Annotated in this window: 16 protein-coding genes, 1 pseudogene and 1 riboswitch; of the genes and pseudogenes, 10 read left to right on the top strand and 7 right to left on the bottom strand. The window is 44.8% G+C overall.

Annotated elements, in window-relative coordinates; all coding sequences use genetic code 11:
* Positions 1-142 precede the first annotated feature (142 nt).
* From D1814_RS19790 to D1814_RS04470, 6 genes and pseudogenes are all read left to right on the top strand, one after another.
* Positions 143-913 (top strand): annotated as a pseudogene (locus D1814_RS19790) (PAS domain-containing protein); the annotation flags it as partial.
* A 48-nt stretch (positions 914-961) separates the two neighbouring features.
* Positions 962-1501 (top strand): methyl-accepting chemotaxis protein, encoded by a 540-nt coding sequence (locus D1814_RS19785; RefSeq protein WP_442857721.1) that lies wholly within the window; start codon positions 962-964, stop codon positions 1499-1501.
* A gap of 579 nt (positions 1502-2080) precedes the next feature.
* Positions 2081-3490, top strand: coding sequence for a CmpA/NrtA family ABC transporter substrate-binding protein (locus tag D1814_RS04485; RefSeq protein WP_118490292.1), 1410 nt, complete (start codon positions 2081-2083; stop codon positions 3488-3490).
* An 87-nt stretch (positions 3491-3577) separates the two neighbouring features.
* Positions 3578-4573, top strand: a complete 996-nt coding sequence (locus D1814_RS04480) for an ABC transporter permease (protein WP_205422069.1) — start codon at positions 3578-3580, stop codon at positions 4571-4573.
* 16 nt (positions 4574-4589) lie between these two features.
* Positions 4590-5465, top strand: a complete 876-nt coding sequence (locus D1814_RS04475; RefSeq protein WP_118490291.1) for an ABC transporter ATP-binding protein — start codon at positions 4590-4592, stop codon at positions 5463-5465.
* A gap of 135 nt (positions 5466-5600) precedes the next feature.
* Complete coding sequence (locus D1814_RS04470; protein ID WP_118490290.1) at positions 5601-6821, top strand: alginate export family protein; 1221 nt, start codon at positions 5601-5603, stop codon at positions 6819-6821.
* A gap of 71 nt (positions 6822-6892) precedes the next feature.
* Here D1814_RS04470 and D1814_RS04465 read toward each other — a convergent pair whose 3' ends face one another.
* From D1814_RS04465 to ccoG, 5 genes are all read right to left on the bottom strand, one after another.
* Complete coding sequence (locus D1814_RS04465) at positions 6893-7483, bottom strand: HD domain-containing protein (RefSeq protein WP_118490289.1); 591 nt, start codon at positions 7481-7483, stop codon at positions 6893-6895.
* Between the two features lie 89 nt (positions 7484-7572).
* Positions 7573-8205, bottom strand: a complete 633-nt coding sequence (locus D1814_RS04460) for a thiol:disulfide interchange protein DsbA/DsbL (protein ID WP_118490288.1) — start codon at positions 8203-8205, stop codon at positions 7573-7575.
* Between the two features lie 376 nt (positions 8206-8581).
* Entirely contained in the window at positions 8582-10504 is a 1923-nt protein-coding gene (locus tag D1814_RS04455) for a TonB-dependent receptor plug domain-containing protein (protein WP_118495305.1), read from the bottom strand.
* A 93-nt stretch (positions 10505-10597) separates the two neighbouring features.
* A riboswitch (cobalamin riboswitch) is annotated at positions 10598-10860 on the bottom strand.
* A 104-nt stretch (positions 10861-10964) separates the two neighbouring features.
* Positions 10965-11948 (bottom strand): serine/threonine protein kinase, encoded by a 984-nt coding sequence (locus D1814_RS04450; protein ID WP_118490287.1) that lies wholly within the window; start codon positions 11946-11948, stop codon positions 10965-10967.
* Entirely contained in the window at positions 11945-13375 is a 1431-nt protein-coding gene (gene ccoG, locus D1814_RS04445; protein WP_118490286.1) for a cytochrome c oxidase accessory protein CcoG, read from the bottom strand. The genes D1814_RS04450 and ccoG overlap by 4 nt, the downstream gene beginning before the upstream one ends.
* Positions 13376-13853: 478 nt before the next feature.
* On the opposite strand from ccoG, the gene D1814_RS04440 reads away from it, so the two are divergent.
* Both D1814_RS04440 and D1814_RS04435 read left to right on the top strand, forming a co-directional pair.
* A complete protein-coding gene (locus tag D1814_RS04440; RefSeq protein WP_118490285.1) occupies positions 13854-14219 on the top strand; it encodes a hypothetical protein in 366 nt (121 codons plus the stop codon).
* A 118-nt stretch (positions 14220-14337) separates the two neighbouring features.
* The gene (locus D1814_RS04435) at positions 14338-14883 is read left to right on the top strand and encodes a DUF3016 domain-containing protein (protein WP_118495304.1); all 546 of its coding nucleotides are present in this window, start codon (positions 14338-14340) and stop codon (positions 14881-14883) included.
* A gap of 95 nt (positions 14884-14978) precedes the next feature.
* Here D1814_RS04435 and D1814_RS04430 read toward each other — a convergent pair whose 3' ends face one another.
* On the bottom strand, positions 14979-16739 hold the full coding sequence (locus D1814_RS04430; protein WP_118490284.1) for an acyl-CoA dehydrogenase family protein: 1761 nt from the start codon (positions 16737-16739) through the stop codon (positions 14979-14981).
* A gap of 281 nt (positions 16740-17020) precedes the next feature.
* On the opposite strand from D1814_RS04430, the gene D1814_RS04425 reads away from it, so the two are divergent.
* Both D1814_RS04425 and D1814_RS04420 read left to right on the top strand, forming a co-directional pair.
* A complete protein-coding gene (locus D1814_RS04425) occupies positions 17021-17812 on the top strand; it encodes an SDR family NAD(P)-dependent oxidoreductase (protein WP_118490283.1) in 792 nt (263 codons plus the stop codon).
* A 124-nt stretch (positions 17813-17936) separates the two neighbouring features.
* On the top strand, positions 17937-18812 hold the full coding sequence (locus tag D1814_RS04420; protein ID WP_118490282.1) for an amidohydrolase family protein: 876 nt from the start codon (positions 17937-17939) through the stop codon (positions 18810-18812).
* Between the two features lie 146 nt (positions 18813-18958).
* On the opposite strand, the gene D1814_RS04415 is transcribed toward D1814_RS04420, so the two are convergent.
* On the bottom strand, positions 18959-20143 hold the full coding sequence (locus D1814_RS04415) for a mandelate racemase/muconate lactonizing enzyme family protein (RefSeq protein ID WP_118490281.1): 1185 nt from the start codon (positions 20141-20143) through the stop codon (positions 18959-18961).
* Positions 20144-20155 lie beyond the last annotated feature (12 nt).

Here is a 20155-nt window from a genome sequence, read left to right as displayed (position 1 = left end):
ATGCGGATTGGTATAAACTTCAATTCCTCTGCTATCTTTAATCAAAACCAAAAAAATTTAGCTTATCGTTTCAGACACTAAGCGTAATTGCGAGTGACGGAGCAGGGTCTATCTGTCAAAGACTGTATCGCCGAAAGCTTACATGCTGAAGAATAAGCGCCGCTTAGTTCATCAGGAGCAGAGAATGTTTTTTAAAAATAAAGAGTTGATAGCTGACAACTCACGTTTGCAAAAAGAAATTGAGGCATATCAAACAGTTCAGGAAGAGCTTCGCGAAGAGATGCTTTACATAGAGTTAAGCCCTGACGGCAGAGTTAATACTATTAACGACTTGTGTTCTCAAGCAACTGGCTACTCAATAGGTGAATTAGAAGGAAAGTCTCTTGAAAGTATGATGAGCCAAAATGCGCTCAGAAAGCCTGCCGCCCAGGATATGCTCGGAGCTATAAAAACGCATCGCCATTGGCACGGTGCTGTTAGCTTTATGGATGCGAAAGGCCAAGAAATATGGGTGCGAGGTATTGTGCAGCCCGTTGATGATGCGCAGGGTAGCGTAAAATATATCGCCTTCTACATGGCCGAACAAACGCGAAATATTACGCATAGCAACGAACTTCGCGACATGATTGCTGCTCTCCATCGTTCATCTGCTGTCATTGAGTTCAATTTAGATGGAACGATAATAACAGCGAATGACAACTTTCTTAAAGGTATGGGTTACACCTTGGAGCAGATAGAAGGTAAGCATCACAGAATCTTCTGTACCGAACAAGAAGCTAACTCAGAAGAATATAAGCACTTCTGGAGGGACTTAGCTCAAGGGAAGTTAGAGTCAGGTAGGTTTAAGCGAATAGACAGTAGGGGCAACGAAGTCTGGTTAGAAGCGTCGTATAACCCAATTAGAAATGAAGACGGAAACTTTTATAAAGTCGTCAAGTTTGCCACTGTCATTACTGAGCAAATGCAGCGTGAATTCGCTATATCTGAGGCGGCTAACGTGGCGTTTAACATATCGCAAGAGACGGGAGAGCAAGCCCGCAAAGGTAGTGAAGTTCTCAATGCTACAGTGAAAGCAATGAACGAACTTACTACCCAGATGGGTAATGCGAGCGAAGGCATTAAAGACCTTGATGAGCAATCTCAAAAAGTTGCTGATTTGGTTAAAAGTATTAGCGGAATTGCCGATCAAACCAATTTACTTGCGCTAAACGCCGCTATTGAAGCCGCTCGTGCAGGAGATCAAGGTAGAGGGTTTGCTGTGGTGGCAGATGAAGTAAGACAATTGGCCTCACGGACAAGTAGCGCTACGGAAGAAATAGTAAATGTGGTGGTAGAGAACAGGAAACTTACTGAAAATGCCGTTCAGCTTATCGAGGCTGGGCAAGAAAAAGCCCGCGATGCATTAGAATATTCAACCCAATCAGGTAACGCGATGGGTGAAATTCAAAGTGGAGCGAACGAGGTAGTTAACGCTATCGGACAGTTTACTAAACGTCTGTAGAACAAAGCGCCTACCCCTCGAATTGAGCTCACCTGTCCATTCGGATTAATTCAATCGTGGTGCCTATTTACTCGCACCATGGTTGAACACCTCCACCGTTTTGGTGCACCAAACCTTTCTTTTTGTGCTAATCATACGCCCCGGTTTCAAATTATTAATATAATAATCAGTAGCTTAAAATTTTGGCACGTTGACTGCTAAGTAAAACGTGCAAAATAACGTTGCCGTATAGGGCAGCGAATGCTACACGGCTGTTCGTGCATCGTGTAAAGCACAACATTTTCCATAGTGTGAATAAGAAAAATTGTTAGGAATCAGTGGAGAGTAGTAAGGAAGCTCCATCTTCTCCAGCATTTGTGGCAAATGATAATAACAATAAAAAAGATGGTTTTATTAAGCTAAAGCTTTTATATAACCTCCCTTTAAGATGAGGTGTGTGAGCGGGAATTCCTGACTTACCAATACAACTTGATGCGTTAGTAATTACTCCGATGTTACTAACACGGCAACGAAGCCCACCATGCTAGACAGTGAAATGTCTTTAGCTGGTGGGTTTTTTTTTGGCTACGAGGAACATGTATGACTGGATTAAAGGCAACATCATTACTAGAACGCTTTAGAACGGTGGGCGCTAGCGTTTGTGCTGCACTTGTCGTCTCTGTAGCAACATTTTCAACATCTGTTTCAGCACAAGCGCCCGCAGTAGGATGGCCAGAGAAAGAAGAGCTGAAGTTTGGCTTTATTAAACTGACAGATATGGCGCCGCTTGCAGTGGCCTATGAAAAAGGCTTTTTCGAAGATGAAGGGCTTTACGTCACATTAGAAGCCCAAGCTAACTGGAAAGTGCTTCTTGATCGGGTTATTGATGGCCAGCTAGATGGCGCGCATATGCTTGCAGGTCAGCCACTGGGCGCGACTATTGGCTTTGGTACGGAATCTCATGTTGTTACTGCGTTTAGCATGGACCTAAACGGCAATGGTATTACTGTATCAAATGAGATTTGGGAAAAAATGAAGGCCCACATTCCACAGGAAGATGGTAAGCCAGTTCATCCAATCAAAGCTGATTACCTTAAACCGGTCGTTGATGAATACCGCAACGCTGGGAAACCCTTCAATATGGGCATGGTATTTCCTGTGTCTACCCACAACTACGAACTGCGTTATTGGCTAGCTGCAGGTGGCATTCACCCAGGCTATTACGCCCCTCATAAGGGGGATACCGCAGGCCAAATCGATGCACAAGCGCTATTGTCTGTAACGCCACCACCTCAAATGCCGGCGACAATGGAAGCGGGCACTATTTATGGCTACTGCGTAGGTGAGCCATGGAACCAACAAGCGGTGTTTAAAGGTATTGGTGTACCTGTAATTACCGATTATGAAATCTGGAAAAACAACCCAGAAAAAGTATTTGGCGTAAGCCAAGGTTGGGCTGATAAGTATCCAAATACTCACATTCGCGTGGTAAAAGCCTTAATTCGTGCAGCAATGTGGTTGGATGAAAACGACAATGCTAACCGTCCTGAAGCAGTAAAAATTCTTGCTAAAAGCAACTACGTTGGCGCAGACGAAGACGTACTGGCTAACAGCATGACGGGCACCTTCGAATACGAAAAAGGTGATAAGCGTGAGGTGCCAGACTTTAATGTGTTCTTCCGCTACAACGCCACTTATCCATACTACAGTGATGCAATTTGGTATCTCACACAAATGCGCCGCTGGGGACAAATTTCAGAAGCTAAGTCTGACGATTGGTACAAAGAAACGGCCAAAAAAGTCTACAAGCCAGAAGTTTATGCTCAAGCTGCTAAAGCGCTAATCGCTGAGGGCAAAGCAAAGGCCTCTGATTTCCCTGAGTTTGAATCGGAAACAGGCTACAAGCCGCCTCAGAGTGAGTTTATTGATGGCGTAACGTTTGATGGAAGTAAACCTAACGCCTATTTAGAGCAATTTGATATTGGTCTTAAAGGCGACACTGTTCTGTAAGTGTCTAGTACAGCAGCCCCGTCGACCCTTGAGTGAAGGCGGGGCATTCACAGCGCATTAGCGCACATTAAGTATCAGGAGCAAGCAATGAGCAAGATGACAACCATTCTTCGCCTTCCATCATCGCCGTCAAACGCAAACTCTTTATTGAGTCGTTTATACCAATCCACGCCTGCGTTGTTGCTGCCTGTAATTGGCTTGCTGATGTTCTTGGCCATTTGGAATGGCGTTGCAAAAAGTATCGATACATCGTTAGGACAATTCCCAGGCCCTGCACAAGTTTTTGAGCAAGCAGGTGCTTTAATAGACGAGCATGTCGCACAACGTGAAAAGGCAGATGCCTTTTATCAACGTCAAGAAGCTCGAAATGCGGCAAGAGTGGCGCAGGACCCTACTTACGAGCCGAAGATACGAGATTTTACCGGTTCGCCCACTTTCTTCGATCAAATTTGGACCAGCCTTTATACCGTTATGGTTGGATTTTTTATTGCATCCGTAATAGCTGTTCCCGTAGGCATTTTGTGTGGTTTAAGCAAATCTGCCTACACGGCTATAAACCCGCTTATTCAGTTATTTAAACCTGTCTCTCCACTAGCATGGTTGCCACTAGTCACTATGGTAGTGAGTGCACTTTATGTCAGTGATGACCCGGCGTTTTCTAAGTCGTTTGTAACTTCCGCCTTCACGGTCTCGCTCTGCTGCTTATGGCCAACCCTTATTAACACTGCAGTAGGGGTGTCAAACATCGAAAAAGATCTTATCAATGTGAGCAAAGTACTGCGTCTTACACCTTTTGCGCACCTTACGAAAATAGTACTGCCATCTTCAATTCCGATGATTTTCACTGGGCTTCGATTATCGCTCGGTATTGGGTGGATGGTACTTATAGCTGCAGAGATGCTTGCCCAAAACCCAGGGTTAGGAAAGTTTGTCTGGGATGAGTTTCAAAACGGTAGTTCTGAATCTTTAGCCCGAATTATGGTGGCAGTGCTTACTATTGGGGCAATTGGTTTCGTTTTAGACCGCTTAATGTTATCAATTCAGCGCGCGGTAAGCTGGGATAAGTCGAGCGTATTACGCTAATTTTGAGGAGAAATTTATGCACACTAAACACCTAGAGTTAGAGCAGGTAGGTATCGACTTCCCAACACCGAAGGGGCCATTTACTGCGCTTCAAGATGTAAATCTTAAAATTAGCAAAGGTGAATTTGTTTCATTAATTGGCCACTCTGGCTGCGGAAAATCGACGGTACTAAATATTATCGCAGGTTTGCATCAGGCTACTTCTGGTGGCGTGATATTAGATGGCGCTGAAGTAAAGCAGCCTGGACCAGAGCGCGCCGTAGTATTTCAAAACCATTCGCTATTGCCGTGGCTTACTGTATATAAAAATGTTGAACTGGCGGTTAAATCGACCATGCGAGGCAAGAGCAAAGGCGAGATGCGCGACTGGATCATGCATAACTTAGAGCTTGTACACATGACCCACGCACTCGATAAATTACCAAGTGAGATCTCAGGTGGTATGAAGCAGCGTGTGGGTATTGCGCGCGCGCTTGCAATGGAGCCTAAAGTGTTACTTATGGACGAACCGTTCGGCGCGCTAGACGCGTTAACACGCGCTCATCTTCAAGACTCGCTAATGGAAATTCATGCTGATTTAGGTAATACCGTCATCATGATTACTCATGATGTGGATGAAGCAGTATTGCTATCTGACCGCATTGTTATGATGAACAATGGCCCTGCAGCCACTATTGGCGAAATCTTAGATATTGAATTACCTCGTCCGCGAGACAGATTAGCACTTGCAGACCATAAACAATACAACCACTACCGACATGAGGTATTAACCTTCCTATACGATAAGCAGAAAAAGGTTGAAACCGTTACTTCACGTACTAACAACGGAACATCAAAACCCAGCGGGGTGACATCTGAAAAAAAAGACACTAAGAAATCAGATGCTGCCTAGCACTATCGGCATCTGATAAGGGCGGTAGTTTTACCGCCCACCACCTATAACTTTCACTTTTCAACCAGCGTTTTAATGCTGGCTGGGTAAGTGCTGACTAATAAAAATTTAAATTTAAACCGATAGGGAACACGCATGAACACGTTTAAAAAACTAAGCATTAATATGCTTGCTGCCTCTGTTATGACAGTATTAGGCGGCAGCGCGATGGCTGCTGATATTCACTCTGCGCTAAGTGACTCAAAAGCATGGGCTGACCTGAATTTGCGTTACGAGGCTGTAGATCAAGACAATGCATTAGAAGATGCAAGCGCGCTGACCTTACGTACCCGTTTAGGCTTTAGCTCAGGAAGTGTCAATGGTTTCTCATTTACCGCTGAGGTTGAAGACAGCCGCATTGTAATGGGACAAGATGAGTTTACCGTAGGGCCTACTGGCTTCAATGTGGGTGAATACTCTGTCATTGCTGACCCAGAAACCACCGAAGTTGACCAAGCTTTTATTCAATACAAAACAGATGGCTTTACAGCCAAGGTTGGTCGCCAAGTTATTACGCTAGATGACCACAGATTCGTTGGTCACGTTGGCTGGAGACAGGATCGCCAGACCTTTGATGCCGTAAGTACAAAATATGCCGCAACAGACAATTTAGAGCTTTTCTATAGCTATTTGTACAAGCGCAACCGCATTTTCGCAGAAGCCGCTGATTTAGATTCAAAAGATCATATTCTTCACGCATCTTACAAATCGAAAATCGGTAAGTTTGTAGCCTATGCGTATTTATTAGAAGTAGATAATGATACGGACAATGCGCTGGATACATATGGTGTAAGCTATGACGGAAAGATGAAAGGTGACAGTGTAAATTGGGCTTATGGCGCTGAGTTTGCGACTCAATCGAGCGAAGCCGGCGCAGGAGAAACAGCCACTGATTTCGACGCGTCTTACCTAAATGCTTATTTAGCCGCAACCTTCTCTGGTGTAACCGCTAAAGTCGATTATGAAGTTCTGGGTTCAGATGATGGACTGTATGGATTTGCTACGCCGCTTGCCACACTACACAAGTTCAACGGTTGGACCGATCAGTTTTTGGGTACGCCAACACAAGGCTTACAAGACCTTAAGTTTTCACTTTCTGGTGGTTTAGCCGGCGGTAAGTGGCTTTTGGCCTATCATGATTTCAGTGCTGACGACAGCAGCAATGGTGTTGATGATTTAGGTAGCGAATTCAATGTTCAATACACCAAGAAGTTTGCAGGTAAGTATAACTTCGGCATCAAATACGGTACTTACGATGCGGGCGATATAAAAGTAGATGCTAACCGCTTTTGGATGTGGGTTGGTACACGCTTTTAATCGCCGCGCGAATCAACCTGCAGACGCTAGCATCGCGTTATAGATAAATTAGACTCAGATTGGCTAAGTCATTATCGACTTAGCCAGCCTTTTTCAACGGCAGTATCTAACTGCTGCATAACATAGTCCCATAGTGCTGGCGCACAAGATTTCAAATGGGCATTTCGCGCTTCAATTTTCTCTCTTGCAATACCGTGACGCTTCCAACTTCCTCCATTGTCTTTCATATTTTGAAATACAGGAAGTACTCGGTCCATAGCTTTCGCAAATTCAGCATCAGCGGTTTCTGCAGCTTCAAACTCAAGCCATAAGTCGAGCATTTCGCTATCAAGTGGACTAGGCAACAAACCAAAAATACGCTTAGCGGCCGCGAGTTCCTTCTCAGCTTGTGCGTCATGATCGCTTTGCTGGTTAAACGCAAACATATCACCAGCGTCAATTTCTACGATATCGTGAATAAGGATCATGCGAATAACTCGCGTGATATCAATTGGCTTGGCTGCATATTCACTTAACATGTTTGCCATTAATGCGACATGCCAGCTGTGCTCTGCAGAGTTTTCCTGACGATGGTTATCACTTGGAAGCGTAATCTGACGCTTAACCGCTTTAAGTTGATCGAGTTCGCAAATGAATTCGGCGAAATCACTAACAGCATGCATGTGAAAAAACTCCTGGGCGTAAAAATGGGCGCCTTAGCGCCCATTCAATTATTAAGGGATTAATGTGAAGCCTAATTGATAACAGGCAATTACTTCTGTTCGGATAACCACACGATGAGGTCAGCGATGTCATCAAAGGTCATATCAGAGGTGAACGTTGGCTGATATTTACCGTTGATAATAAAGCTAGGCACACCTGTTAGGTGTTCACGGTATTCATCGATTTGCTGTTGGTTTTTGCGCACCATGCTGTTAACGCCGAAGCTCTTAGCCATTTTGTCAAACTCTGCGCCGTCTACGCCGTTAACAACAAAGATGTTGCGAAGGTCTTTCAGCCCTGTGATAGACGCACGCTGCTTATGAATATAGTTAAAGATAGCATTGTTCATTGCGTCTTCTTGCTTCATTGCGCGAGCAATAAGCATGGCTTTGGTCGCATCGTCCTGAACTTCGGGGCCGGTAAAGCGCATAAAGTTTACGTGTACTTTATTGAACTTAGTACCGTCGCTTTTCTTCTCTTTAATTTGTGCAACGATTGGCTCAAATTGGAAGCAATGCGGGCACCAAAATGAGAAGTACTCAGTAATTACTGGTTTATCTGTGGCTTCTTTATCAAGCACTTTATAGTGCGTGCCTTCTTTCCATTTAGACGCCGGCTCTTGAGCGCAAGCTGTTAAAGGCAAAAGTATTGCCATGACAAACATTACTGCAAACTTTTTCATGGATTATGATCCTGTATTAATAAACGATTATCAATGTTGAGATTATCACAGCCTTATTCGCTTAACTAGGACCTGTTTTACAACAAAGTATTAGTACGCGATAAGGTTAACATTGTCTGCGATAGGATAAGCGATTGTCGCAGAATAAACGTCTTACCATGAATAGAAGATGAATAGCATTAACTGCAAAGGCGAGGGTTGGGGATGAGAAAGAGAATGTGCTGAAGCCTAAGTCAGCGGTAAAAAAGATAGAAAGGATTATTAATAAAATAGACGCCAAACTATTGAACGAAAAACGGCTACACCAAGGTGTAGCCGATTAAATTGCTAGCTTACGCCAATTATTACGTCGCGAACCAGGCTAAGCCTAAATTAACTACATCGTATAGTTAACAGAAAACAGCGCTCGTCGCTCCTGCCCCGCATAACCCACGATGTCTTCATAGTCGGCATCAAATGCATTGTCGACTTTCAACGAGACCTGCCACTGACTATCAATTTGATAACCTAAGTTAACCGTAGCAAGGGTATAAGCTGAAAGCGCTAACGTTTGAGACGGCTCAGGGTATGGTGGGAAGAAAGTATCGTAACGACTACCTGTGTAGGCAAGCTTGGTGTAAAAACTGAACTTTTCTGTACCGAAGTCAGTGGTATAAGTTATCGAGCCTTGATGGCGAGCACGACGTAACTCGGTGCTTGTGATGCCACTGTCAGTTTGTTCAGCGTCTAGATAGCTGTAGGCAGCGGTAAGGTCACCATAGCCACTGTCCCAGTTTAACTCAACATCAATCCCTTCTCGTGAACTTTCACCGTCGATATTATCAGCACTGAATGCACCCAAGTCAGATACAAACACAAAGCCGTTAATTTCGTCTTCAAGATCAGTGGTATAGGTACTGATTTGACCAGAAAGCGATTGCCAGTTGGCTTTAATACCCACTTCCCATTCTTCACTGGTCTCAGGCTCTAGGTTAGGGTTACCTATAAAGCTTGCAGAGAAATAACCGAAACGCTCGGTAAAAGTAGGCGTTTTAACCGCTCTACCATAGCTTGTGAAAACAGCGTAGTGGTCGTTAAGTTGCCACGTGAGACCGCCGCGATAACTAACGGCATTGTCAAACTCACTATTGTTGTCGAACCTTGCGCTCAACGTTGCCGTTAGCGACTCGGTTAGCTGGCTGTTTGCTTCTGCAAATACGCTGTAGGTGTTGTCGTGTTGTTTTTGATTAGGATCGCCAAATACAATAGGGCCGCGCTGTTCAAAAAGGCGCTTCAGATATTCAACACCGCCTGCAAGATCCCAATTGTCGATGGTGTAAAAACCGGTCCAATTTAACTCAATACGTTCACCTGTGGTGCCGCCTGTATCAGTACCCGATTCAGTATTGTCGTTTTCATCTTTACGATAGTGTGCACTTAATGCCGAGCGGAAAGCCTTACTTTCAGGGGCAAACTCCCATTTTAACTTTGCACTAACTTGCTCGCCATCTGTCACGTTATCTGAATCAGCGGGAAGGCCGGTTATTACAAAGTCAGTACTATCATAGTCATTTTCATATTGAACAGTACGTAAATTGGCTATGAAGGTATGCTCGGTGGTGGCGGCATAATTGAGATTTATGCCGGCAGTCATATTGTCATAGCCATCGTCTTCGTTACCAACGCGAGACACATTATCGCCGTCAGTTCGAATGTAGCTCGCGTAGGCTGACACACCCACGTTATCGCTTTGTGAGCGCGCATTCATACTGCCCTGAAGGGTACCCTGAGTGCCAACGCCAGCAGAAAAATCTACGTGAGATATATTGTCGGCAAATTGGCCAGATTTGGTGGTAATGCTTAGTACACCACCAATTGCACCGCTACCCCACCTTGCACTTTGTGGGCCGCGAAGTAGCTCAATGCGCACTACGTTAGCACTGGTAAGGTGCGCAAGGTCAACAAGACTCCCTTGGCCTACGTCATTGGCAACAACACCATCAATTAAAACAAGAAGATGGTTGGTTTCACCGCCGCGCACGCGCAGTTCGGTTAAACCACCAGGGCTGCCTGACTGAGACAAGCTAACGCCAGGTAAGCCGCGAACTAAATCTGTAATTTGAAGCGCGCCTGAAGCTTTAATATCGCTTTCAGTCAGCACCGAAACTGAGCCAGGCAGTTTAGTTAGTGAAATAGGCAAACGGGTGCCGGTAACGGTTAGCGTTTCAATATCTTGATTTGAGGTTTGAGCAAAGGCAGGTGTGCTTAAGCACGAAATAACTGCAGCGCTAAGGGCTGCTTTAGTAAAATGTGTACGCATGGTTTTATATTGTCTTTGATGCGCTCCACCCGAGCACATGATGAGTGAAAGTGCACGTTGTTGCGTAACTTCTTTTGAAAGTGAGCAAACAAACGACACCATGAAGTACAGGCCGGTATCCGGGCTTACTCACCATTACTAAGAATGTAATAGCTCTTTTGCCTTCCCATCTAGTGGCGTTTTATTGCGCAGTAGCGCGTTAACGTATAAAAGACAGTGGCGATTGAAAAGAAAACGACAATGCGTTGAGTTTACCGTTGCGGGGGCAGCATCAGCTTTTCACTGATTTCCCGTTTACCTCTTGTCATGTGGTTGTTATAGAGCGAGACAAGAGCACCTACACCGCGTGATTATATAGAACTTAAAAAGTGATAGCGAATACGGTTTCTTATAACTTACGCTTTTTCGAAACCTATAAGAGTATCGAAAAAGCGCTCTGTTACGTAGTGTAAAAGTCTAATCAGTAACCCAATTTCAGCGGTGGCTCCTGGAGTGCAGATAGCTGTTCTTTTAGGGCAAGTATCTGGCCTTCCCAATATTTGTCTTCAGCAAACCAGGGAAATGCACGAGGGAAAGCAGGGTCTTCCCAACGACGAGAAAGCCATGCCATGTAATGCACCATGCGCATGGCTCTAAGAGGTTCAATAAGCGGTAGTTGTGCCGTATCGAATTCATGGAATTCTTCGTAGGCCTCTACCAGAGTATCAAGTTGCAAAAGCTGTTGTTGGCGGTCGCCACTTAACATCATCCATAAATCTTGTATAGCTGGCCCCATACGGCAGTCATCAAGGTCAACGAAGGTCGGCCCGTCACGCCATAATATATTGCCAGGGTGGCAGTCACCGTGTAATCGAATATTCGATGTGGGTTTGTAAGCCTTAAGGGTCGCGTCAATCACAGGGTTGAGTATGGCAAAAAAGGCCGTTTTTAGATGTTCGGGTAGCAGGGTACTTTGTTCAAGGACTTGTTTGGGCTCTTTAAGATAACTTTCAATCTCAATAGAAGGGCGATGAGTAAAACCTTTAGCTGAAGCGACGCGGTGTATACGGCCAATAAAACGCCCCATCCATTCGAGCTGGTCAAGGTTATCGTTTTCAAATTGTCTACCGCCTACCGAAGGAAATAGCGTAAATCGATAGTCAGTCTCAGCCACCGTGTGATGGTGTAGCGTACTGCCGTTTAAAACTATAGGCGCGGCCAACGGGATGTCATTATCCATAAGTTCAGCGGCGAACTCGTGCTCTTCAAGAATTTGCGCGTCTGTCCATCGACCAGGCCGATAAAATTTTACTACGTAGCGCTGCCCGTCTTCAGCCAAAAATTGATAAACGCGGTTTTCATAGCTGTTTAGCGCTAGCAGTCCGCTTTGAAGAAAAATGCCCTGGCTTTCCAGGGCATCTAATATGGTGTCTGGACTAAGCCCAGAAAAAGAAAAATCTGTCATCGATAAAGGAATTTGGTTGGTTCATCAACAGTAACCGTCTCCCCATCAATAGTGGTGGTTACACTGATAAAAATATCGGTAACCGTATCTTCCAGATTATACGCGTCAGTTGCAACAGAAATCGGCGTACTATAAACCGCACCGCCTTTAACTGTCACTTTCTGCTCACCTATGTACTCATAATCAGGAAGACCTTTTACAGCAATAGTGTATGTTTGCTGTTGTTGGGTTTTATTGAGCACCTTGATGGTATATACGTTTTCAATAAGCCCTTCATTGGTCTCGCGGTACAATGAGTTTCTGTCGCGGATGATGTCGACTTCGGTTGGGCTGCGCATCCAAATATTGGCGAACAACAAACCTGTCATAACTAAAAGAACGATAAAGTAACCAATTAGCTTAGGACGAAAAACGTGAGTCTTACCTCCCGCAAGCTCTTCTTCTGAGGTAAAACTTATCAAGCCCTTGGGATAACCCATCTTGTCCATTACGCCATTACAGGCATCAACACAGGCGCCGCAGTTGATGCATTCGTATTGAAGTCCATTGCGAATATCAATACCGGTTGGGCATACTTGAACACACAAATTACAGTCGATGCAGTCACCTAAACCTTTTTCCTGAACCTGTTCATGGCTGAGCTTACGAGGGCGCGGACCGCGTTGTTCGCCACGTTTTGCATTGTACGATACGGTAAAGGTGTCTTTGTCGAACATGGCCGACTGAAAGCGTGCGTATGGACAAATGTGCGTGCACATGATTTCACGCATATAGCCTGCATTACCATAGGTACAGACCGCAAAAAAGATAACAGAGAAACCCGCCCAGAAGCTGGTATTAAATGTCACAAAGTCCACAAACAGGGTATCAATAGGGGTGAAGTAGCCGACAAAGGTTAGTGCAGTTAATAGTGCTACCAGAACCCAAGCAGTATGCTTTGCCGTTTTACGCAAGAATTTGTCGGTATCCATTTTGCGCGCATCAAGAGCTATGCGCTTATTTCGTGGGCCTTCAAACTTCTCTTCAAACCATGTGTATATATATACCCATGTTGTCTGTGGGCACATGAAGCCACACCACACTCTGCCAGCGAAGGTAGTGACAAAAAACAATGCGAAAGCGGAAACAATAAATATATAAGCCAGTAAGGTAAGGTCTTGAGGCCACAAAGTAAGCGAGAAAATAGTAAAACGCTGTTCGCCGATATCAAGCAGTACCGCCTGATGGCCGTTGTACTGAATCCACGGAATGATGGCAAAAAGAGCTAAAAAGAAAAGACCAAAGAAACGTCTAAACGTTTCCAGAGGGCCCTGCACAGCGCGCACATAAATACGGCTGCGTGAGTCATGCCGTTTGCCTTCTGTGGTTCCTTTGGGTTTATGTACTTTTACCGGTGTTACGTTTTTGACCGGTATTTGTTCATTCATAGCTTAACCTTATGTGACGTAACAAACTGCCTGTGCAGTATAACTGCGTTTAACACGTCATATTTAATATAGATCAATAATGCGGCGTATGGTCTACCTTTTTAAACTTTCAGTCAATACTGAAAGTTCAGAAAGTAACATGAGAGGCGGTTATTCTCAGTGACATTAGTTCATTTTGTAAATTTTAAAATACAGTAACATGATTGATGAGCATAAGATTCGTTAACTGCTTAGCCCTACAAAGTGTCGGTTTAAAAAATCTACAAGTTATACCTTGGTATAAACTACTGTATTTACAGCGAGTTAGATATCTCATTACTATGATGCGCAATAATATGGTTAATAAGCGCCCAAATCATGTACAGTGAACCTTGTTGTAATATAAATTAGCAACGCATTTATTAAGCATATTGTTGATAAAAGGCGCACAAAGTGGCGCTACATGTTGTAAACCTCTATCAAAGTTAGCTGAGAAGTCATGTTACGGTTCTTTATTATCGCTGCGGAAATTATTGTTTTGGTAATAGTGCTGCGCTCTTCTTTTGTTCAGTATCTATTTGAAGATATCCAAAATTCTTTTTCTGACTGGCTGGTGACCGTTGCCACGCTTCCGGAGCGAAAAGAATTACGTAGTTTGCAAGATAAAATAAATATCGAATTAAGCCCTTTGAAACCTTACCAGCAAAGTTACGTTAAACAAATTACTGCCGATGCTGCGAGCGTAAAACGCTTTCACCACACCTATTGTGATAACGATGATATAAACCCTAACTTTACGGGAACTAAACGCGCGAAACTGTGCCTAATTGTTAAGCAGTCTCCGGTTATGCAAGTTTCAAAGTGACATTAGCGTTTTACGTAAGAAAAAGTTGAACCTAAAACTTTTCTAATGTTTTTTTGATTAATAACTTTCCCAACGCTTGCTAACTTAAGGTTAAACGACTGAATTTAGGAGCATGAAAGTGAATAAATTACGTACTTTTTCTTGTTTAAGTTGCGCCGCAGCAGTAGGGGCTCTTGTGGTTTTCGCACCAACCCAAGCCGCTGAGGTAGAGATAACATGGGAAGAGCCAGAGTCTTACAGCGACGTCAGGCCAGCCAATGAATCTCGTAAACGCTTTCGTGAGCGAACCTTAAAAGACCTGGAAGAGCATATTACAGAATTGGCCAGCGAATTACCCGAATCACAAGTTCTGTCGATGACAGTAACAAACGTTGATTTAGCGGGGCAGGTTTGGCCGAGTCAGTTTGTAGGTTTTGGCAGCGGGGCTGGCAGCGATGTGCGAATAATTAAACGCATCGATATTCCAAGAATGACGTTTAGTTACTCGCTATCTAATTCTGATGGTCAGGTCATTTTGAGTGGTGAAGATGTGAAGCTTAAAGACATGGACTTTATGGAATCGAATATTCGTCATAATCGCACCGAGTCGTTGTCGTACGAGAAAGCCATGCTTAACGACTGGTTTGCTGATACGTTCTCCACGCAAGTCGCGGCAAACGATTAAAACATTCCCTTAAAAAGGCAATAAAAAAGGTCACGTGTAGTGACCTTTTTTGTGTTCTTAGCCCAACTTTATTGGGCTAGGAAAGCGTATGTCGCTTACAGGTAATCAAACTCATTACCCGAAATAGCGAGTGTGCTTTCAGGGCCCGCTTTGTAAGCGGCTTTATGCGCGTCACGGCGTACTAAAATGCGTTCCATATAGAAGTCACGTGTTTTCATCTTAGACGCTGCTAGTACCGCGTTACCTGAAGCCTGAGCTTTGTCGGCCATGCTGTACCACAGTACACCAATAAGTGAGTAAGCACTGTAAGCGAGATAGTCGCAAGCGGCGGCGGCTGCGGTTGTCGCATCCATCCCTAAACAGTCTGCTGACGATGCGCGCCAATCATCAAGAATACCTTGTGCTAGGCCTTTCGCTTCACTGTCTTGAATATCGTTAACCAGTGCACTGAACGCTTTATAAGTCGCTTCCATCATCTGTCCGCCATCGCGGGTAAGCTTACGGCCGATAAGGTCTAGCGCCTGAATGCCGTTTGTTCCTTCGTACAGCATTGCTATGCGCACATCGCGCATAAGTTGCTCCATACCCCACTCACGAATAAATCCGTGACCACCGAAAACCTGAACACCTAAGCTGGTGGTTTCAAGGCCCATATCCGTCATAAAGGCTTTGCAAATTGGTGTTAAAAACTGAAGTATTTTGTCGGCATCTTCTTTTTCCTGGCCTTCACCCAGCTTTTCTACGTCCATAAATTTCGCGTAGAAAAGTGAAAGTGCACGGCAGCCTTCAATCAATGATTTCTGCGTAAGTAACATACGCGCTACGTCAGGTTGAAATACGATTGGGTCTGCTTTGCCTTCTGGGTTTTGGATACCCTGAGGTGCGCGAGACTGTACACGTTCGCGAGCGTAGGTTAGCGCGCCTTGGTACGATGCTTCTGCCGCACCTAAGCCTTGAAGGCCTACCTGGAAGCGGGCGTCGTTCATCATAGTGAACATGCATGCTAAGCCTTGGTTTTCTTCACCGACAAGGTAGCCTGTTGCGCCGTCGAAGTTCATCACACAGGTTGGGCTGGCCTTAATCCCCATTTTGTGTTCAATGCTTCCTACCGAAAGGCTGTTCGCCTCACCAGGCTCATTGCTGGCGTCTGGAAGGAACTTAGGTACTAAGAACAGACTTATACCCTTAACACCTTTTGGCGCGTCAGGCAGTCGAGCAAGAACAAGGTGAATAACGTTCGAGCTCCAGTCGTGATCACCGGCAGTGATAAAAATCTTATTACCCGTTACTTTATAGGTGCCGTCGGCTTGTGGATCAGCTTTGGTGCTAAGCAAGCTCAAATCGGTTCCCGCGTGAGGTTCGGTCAGGTTCATGGTACCTGTCCATTCACCACTGATTAGCTTAGCAAGGTAAATATCTTTTAATTCTTTACTGGCGTGTTTAGTCACTGCAAGTGTCGCGCTTTCGGTCAGCATAGTAGTTAAGCGCCAGCTCAAATTCGCCGCGTTTAGCATCTCGTGAACAGGCACAGCCATGGTGTACGGCAAGTCTTGCCCGTCGTACTCGGCAGTGCCTAGCATCGCATTCCAGCCGTTAGCTACATATTCCTGATAGGCATCTGCAAAGCCTTTAGGCGTAGTAATTTTACCGTCTTCAAGCTTACAGCCTTCTTCGTCGCCTTCACGATTAAGAGGGGCTATTACATCAAGAGCAAATTTTGCGCCCTGCGCAATAATCTCATTGGCTAGGTCGCTATCAAAGTCGCTGATACCGAGCTTTTCGTAGTGAGCATCGAGTCCAAGCCAGTCTTTTAGTAAGAATTGAAAATCAGTTGTAGGGGCGTGGTACAGAGGCATGGATGACTCCTTTTTCAAACAAGTGTTTTAATTTTGCTTATTATAGTCACAAAAAGCGTAGTCCGAATAGTCCGTTAAAGGAAAGTTAATAATAAATTTGGATGATATGGGGATTGAGCTATAACTGAAATTACTGGAGATCACGCCTCGCGCATCAATGTTAATTTAGAATGGAGAACACAAGTGCTAAGCTCTCTTGCAATTCAGACTCCCACTGGCATGCTTAGCTTACTTAAAAGTAACGCATTCACAGACACACCAGCAACACGGTATATAAAAACATGAATTCAGATAGCGCGAAGAAAAATCTTTACCATAGTAGTGAATATTCGCCGGGCCCAGTTTGTATTGTAACGGGGGGAAGCTTAGGCATTGGTTTTGCGGTATGTAAGTTGTTTAGTCAAAACGGTTATCACGTCGTTAATTTGGATATTAGAGACTTTGAGCAACCAATACCCAATGCTATATGGAAGCCTTGTGATGTAAGCGTGGTAAGTAATATTGAGGCTGCAATCGATGAAGTTATTGCGTCTTATCAGCGTATAGATGCGTTGATATGTAATGCAGGTATCCACGTATCTGCAACTATTGAAGATACTGACGAAGCCTTGCTTGATAAGGTGCTTAGTCTTAACGTAAAAGGCGCCTATGGCGCAATTAAATCATGCTTGCCGACGATGAAAAAGCAGGGAAGTGGAGCCATTGTGGTAATGGGTTCAGATCAGTCTTTTGTAGGAAAGCGAAACTCCTTTGCCTACGGGGTAAGTAAAGGTGCACTGGCGTCTATGGCAAAAACTACCGCGCTTGACTATGCACCCTATAACATTCGCGTTAATGCGGTGTGCCCTGGTACTATCGAAACGCCTCTTTTTCACAATGCCATTGACAATTACGTGGCACGTTCTGGGGCAGATAAAAGTGAAGTAGTAGCCGAAGAAGCTGCTGCGCAGCCTATTGGTCGCTTAGGTCAGCCTGAAGACGTAGCTGAACTGACCTATTTTTTATGCAGCGATAAAGCATCTTTCATCACGGGTAGTTTGTACGCTGTTGATGGGGGCTATACAGCTCAATAGAAAGAGCTCAATAAGAGGCACAGAAGGCGCTGCTTAATAGTGAGGGTCAATTAGCACTACGGCAAGTAGGCGATGTAAAAAACGCTACACGCAAGTGCACAAACTCAGGGTTAAAGAATAAAAAATGGTTCAGCATTCACAAACGTGGGTAGACCCTCATATCCATCTTTTTGCTTTGGATGAAGGTCAGTACAATTGGCTAAAACCCACTAATGCGCCTTTTTGGGCTGATAAGAAAAGTATTGCTAAAAATACCACAGAGGCGATGCTTCATCGCGCTTCTCTAGGTCAGCTTTGTGGGTTTGTTCATATTGAAGCTGGCTACGATAACAGTAGACCGTGGCGAGAAATTGCCTTTCTAGAGCGTCATTGTACGCTGCCATTTCGCTCCGTTGGTTGCATAGATTTAGCTGCAAATAGCGTTGGCAGTCATATCGATAAGCTAGCGCTTTACCCCTCAGTACGCGGGCTTCGCCATATCTTAGATAACGACGCTGAAACCCTTCTACGCGCTCCTAAAGTAAAGTGGGCGCTTAGTCATATGGCTTCTAGAGGCTTGTCTTTTGAGGCGCAGCTAAATATTGCAAATAGCAATGCCGTGAGTGCATTACTTAACGTATTAGAACAAAACCCAGCTTTGAAAGTAGCGATTGATCACGCTGCTATTGCGCCAATTGATATAAATAGCTTTGCGTTTAAAACGTGGCGACAAAATATTCGAGTCTTGAGTGAAACCGGGCAGGTTGCATTTAAGTTTTCGGGGTTAGAAATGCAGGAGCGCAGCTGGCGGTGGCAGCGGGCTTACTATATTTTTGAAAACTTGTTGAACATAGTTGGCACAAATCAAATTATGCTTGCTAGCAACTTCCCGCTGTGCCAGTGGCGAATGCCTTATGCTGCACTTTGGCATGGATTCTCAGATATGGTAGCGCCGCTTTCCGAGGTTCAAAAAGTGGCGCTGTTGTCTAGAAACGCTAAGCAATGGTACAACATTGCTTAAAGGCTAGCCTGGAACATGCTTCATAGCTTACTCCGACGCTGTTAAGCTACCCAGATACCCAATAAGAATAGCTTGTGCAGACACCGTGCAAGCATATCCTATGTAGTTAACTTACAAGCTTACAAGATTGCCGGTATGCGTCTTTGCTATTTAAGCTCAGTTACCGTCATGTGTGGCGAGCGGTAAACCACCTCATCGTTTAGGTCGATACCAATTCCCGGCGCGTCAGGTGCTTCAATAAAGCCGTTTACAGGCTGAGGATCTTGAATACAAAGTTCACGGTTCCAGTCTTTAATGGCGTAGGTGTGGTGCTCGTGAATTAGGAAGTTTGGAATGGCCGTTTCTAGATGTAGGCTTGCCGCTGTCGCAACTGGACCTCCGCAAACGTGTGCCTGAACGCGTACATCGTAAATGTCAGCATAGTCACATACCTTTTTCGCTTCGGTGAAACCACCACAAAGGCCAACATCAGGTTGAAGTACATCAATTGATTGGTCTTCAAGGTAAGGGCGTACATCCCAGCGATGGTACAAGCGTTCACCGCCCGCAATAGGCACATTGACGTTCTTCGCCACTTTATCGTGAAGCTTAGAGTTGAGATAATTAACCGGTTCTTCGTAATACAAGCAGCCAATTTCTTCAACAATACCACCCAGTTGAATGGCCGTTGACGCACCTAACAAACTGTGACATTCAAAGATGATGTCGCCATCTTCGCCCATGGTGTCTCTAATCGCCTGAAGGCGAGCTTTGAAAAGTTTAAGCTCGGGTTTAGTAAACAGCTTCGTTCTGTCAAAGTGAGTGTTACCGTCTTTATCGTAAACGATGGGGTCAACTTTCACCGCATCGTAACCGTCTTTCAGGGCTTTTTCAGTGGCGCGAGCATAATCTGCGGGGTCATTAAGCTTGGTTACTTCTTTATCCCAGTCAAACTGCAGCTGACTAGCGTAGCTACGAAGTTTGCCATTCGTTTTACCACCAAGCAATTCATATACAGGCAAACCAAGCGCCTTACCTTTGATGTCCCAAAGAGCAGTATCAATCGCGCTCATCGCGGCATAAATTACCGGGCCGCCGCCTAGTCCCCAAAAGCCCTCGCGTAGCATTCTCGACCAAAGCAGTTCAGTGTGAAAAGGATTAAAGCCAATCAGCATCGCCTCGGAAATCTCTTTAATCATATGCGCGGCGGCGCTGTGACCCCAGTCATAAGCAAGCCCTGCTTCACCTACGCCAGTAATGCCTTCATCGGTGTAAACACGCACGAATACAGGGTTCCACTGTGGGCGTTTAGGGCATTCGATATCGAAAATTTCTACTTTGGTGACTTTCATGTGTTAAAACAA

The organism is Alteromonas sp. BL110 (assembly GCF_003443615.1).
Classification (GTDB): domain Bacteria; phylum Pseudomonadota; class Gammaproteobacteria; order Enterobacterales; family Alteromonadaceae; genus Alteromonas.
This window is presented reverse-complemented; position numbering and strand designations above follow the sequence as displayed.

Coding starts and splice junctions, on each gene's coding strand:
- D1814_RS04430 (WP_118490284.1), bottom strand. CDS start 16,739: ATGCCTCTGTACCACGCCCCTACAACTGATTTTCAATTCTTACTAAAA.
- ccoG (WP_118490286.1), bottom strand. CDS start 13,375: ATGAATGAACAAATACCGGTCAAAAACGTAACACCGGTAAAAGTACAT.
- D1814_RS04450 (WP_118490287.1), bottom strand. CDS start 11,948: ATGACAGATTTTTCTTTTTCTGGGCTTAGTCCAGACACCATATTAGAT.
- D1814_RS04485 (WP_118490292.1), top strand. CDS start 2,081: ATGACTGGATTAAAGGCAACATCATTACTAGAACGCTTTAGAACGGTG.
- D1814_RS04460 (WP_118490288.1), bottom strand. CDS start 8,205: ATGAAAAAGTTTGCAGTAATGTTTGTCATGGCAATACTTTTGCCTTTA.
- D1814_RS04440 (WP_118490285.1), top strand. CDS start 13,854: ATGTTACGGTTCTTTATTATCGCTGCGGAAATTATTGTTTTGGTAATA.
- D1814_RS04455 (WP_118495305.1), bottom strand. CDS start 10,504: ATGCGTACACATTTTACTAAAGCAGCCCTTAGCGCTGCAGTTATTTCG.
- D1814_RS04415 (WP_118490281.1), bottom strand. CDS start 20,143: ATGAAAGTCACCAAAGTAGAAATTTTCGATATCGAATGCCCTAAACGC.
- D1814_RS04465 (WP_118490289.1), bottom strand. CDS start 7,483: ATGCATGCTGTTAGTGATTTCGCCGAATTCATTTGCGAACTCGATCAA.
- D1814_RS04470 (WP_118490290.1), top strand. CDS start 5,601: ATGAACACGTTTAAAAAACTAAGCATTAATATGCTTGCTGCCTCTGTT.
- D1814_RS04480 (WP_205422069.1), top strand. CDS start 3,578: ATGAGCAAGATGACAACCATTCTTCGCCTTCCATCATCGCCGTCAAAC.
- D1814_RS19785 (WP_442857721.1), top strand. CDS start 962: ATGCAGCGTGAATTCGCTATATCTGAGGCGGCTAACGTGGCGTTTAAC.
- D1814_RS04425 (WP_118490283.1), top strand. CDS start 17,021: ATGAATTCAGATAGCGCGAAGAAAAATCTTTACCATAGTAGTGAATAT.
- D1814_RS04420 (WP_118490282.1), top strand. CDS start 17,937: ATGGTTCAGCATTCACAAACGTGGGTAGACCCTCATATCCATCTTTTT.
- D1814_RS04475 (WP_118490291.1), top strand. CDS start 4,590: ATGCACACTAAACACCTAGAGTTAGAGCAGGTAGGTATCGACTTCCCA.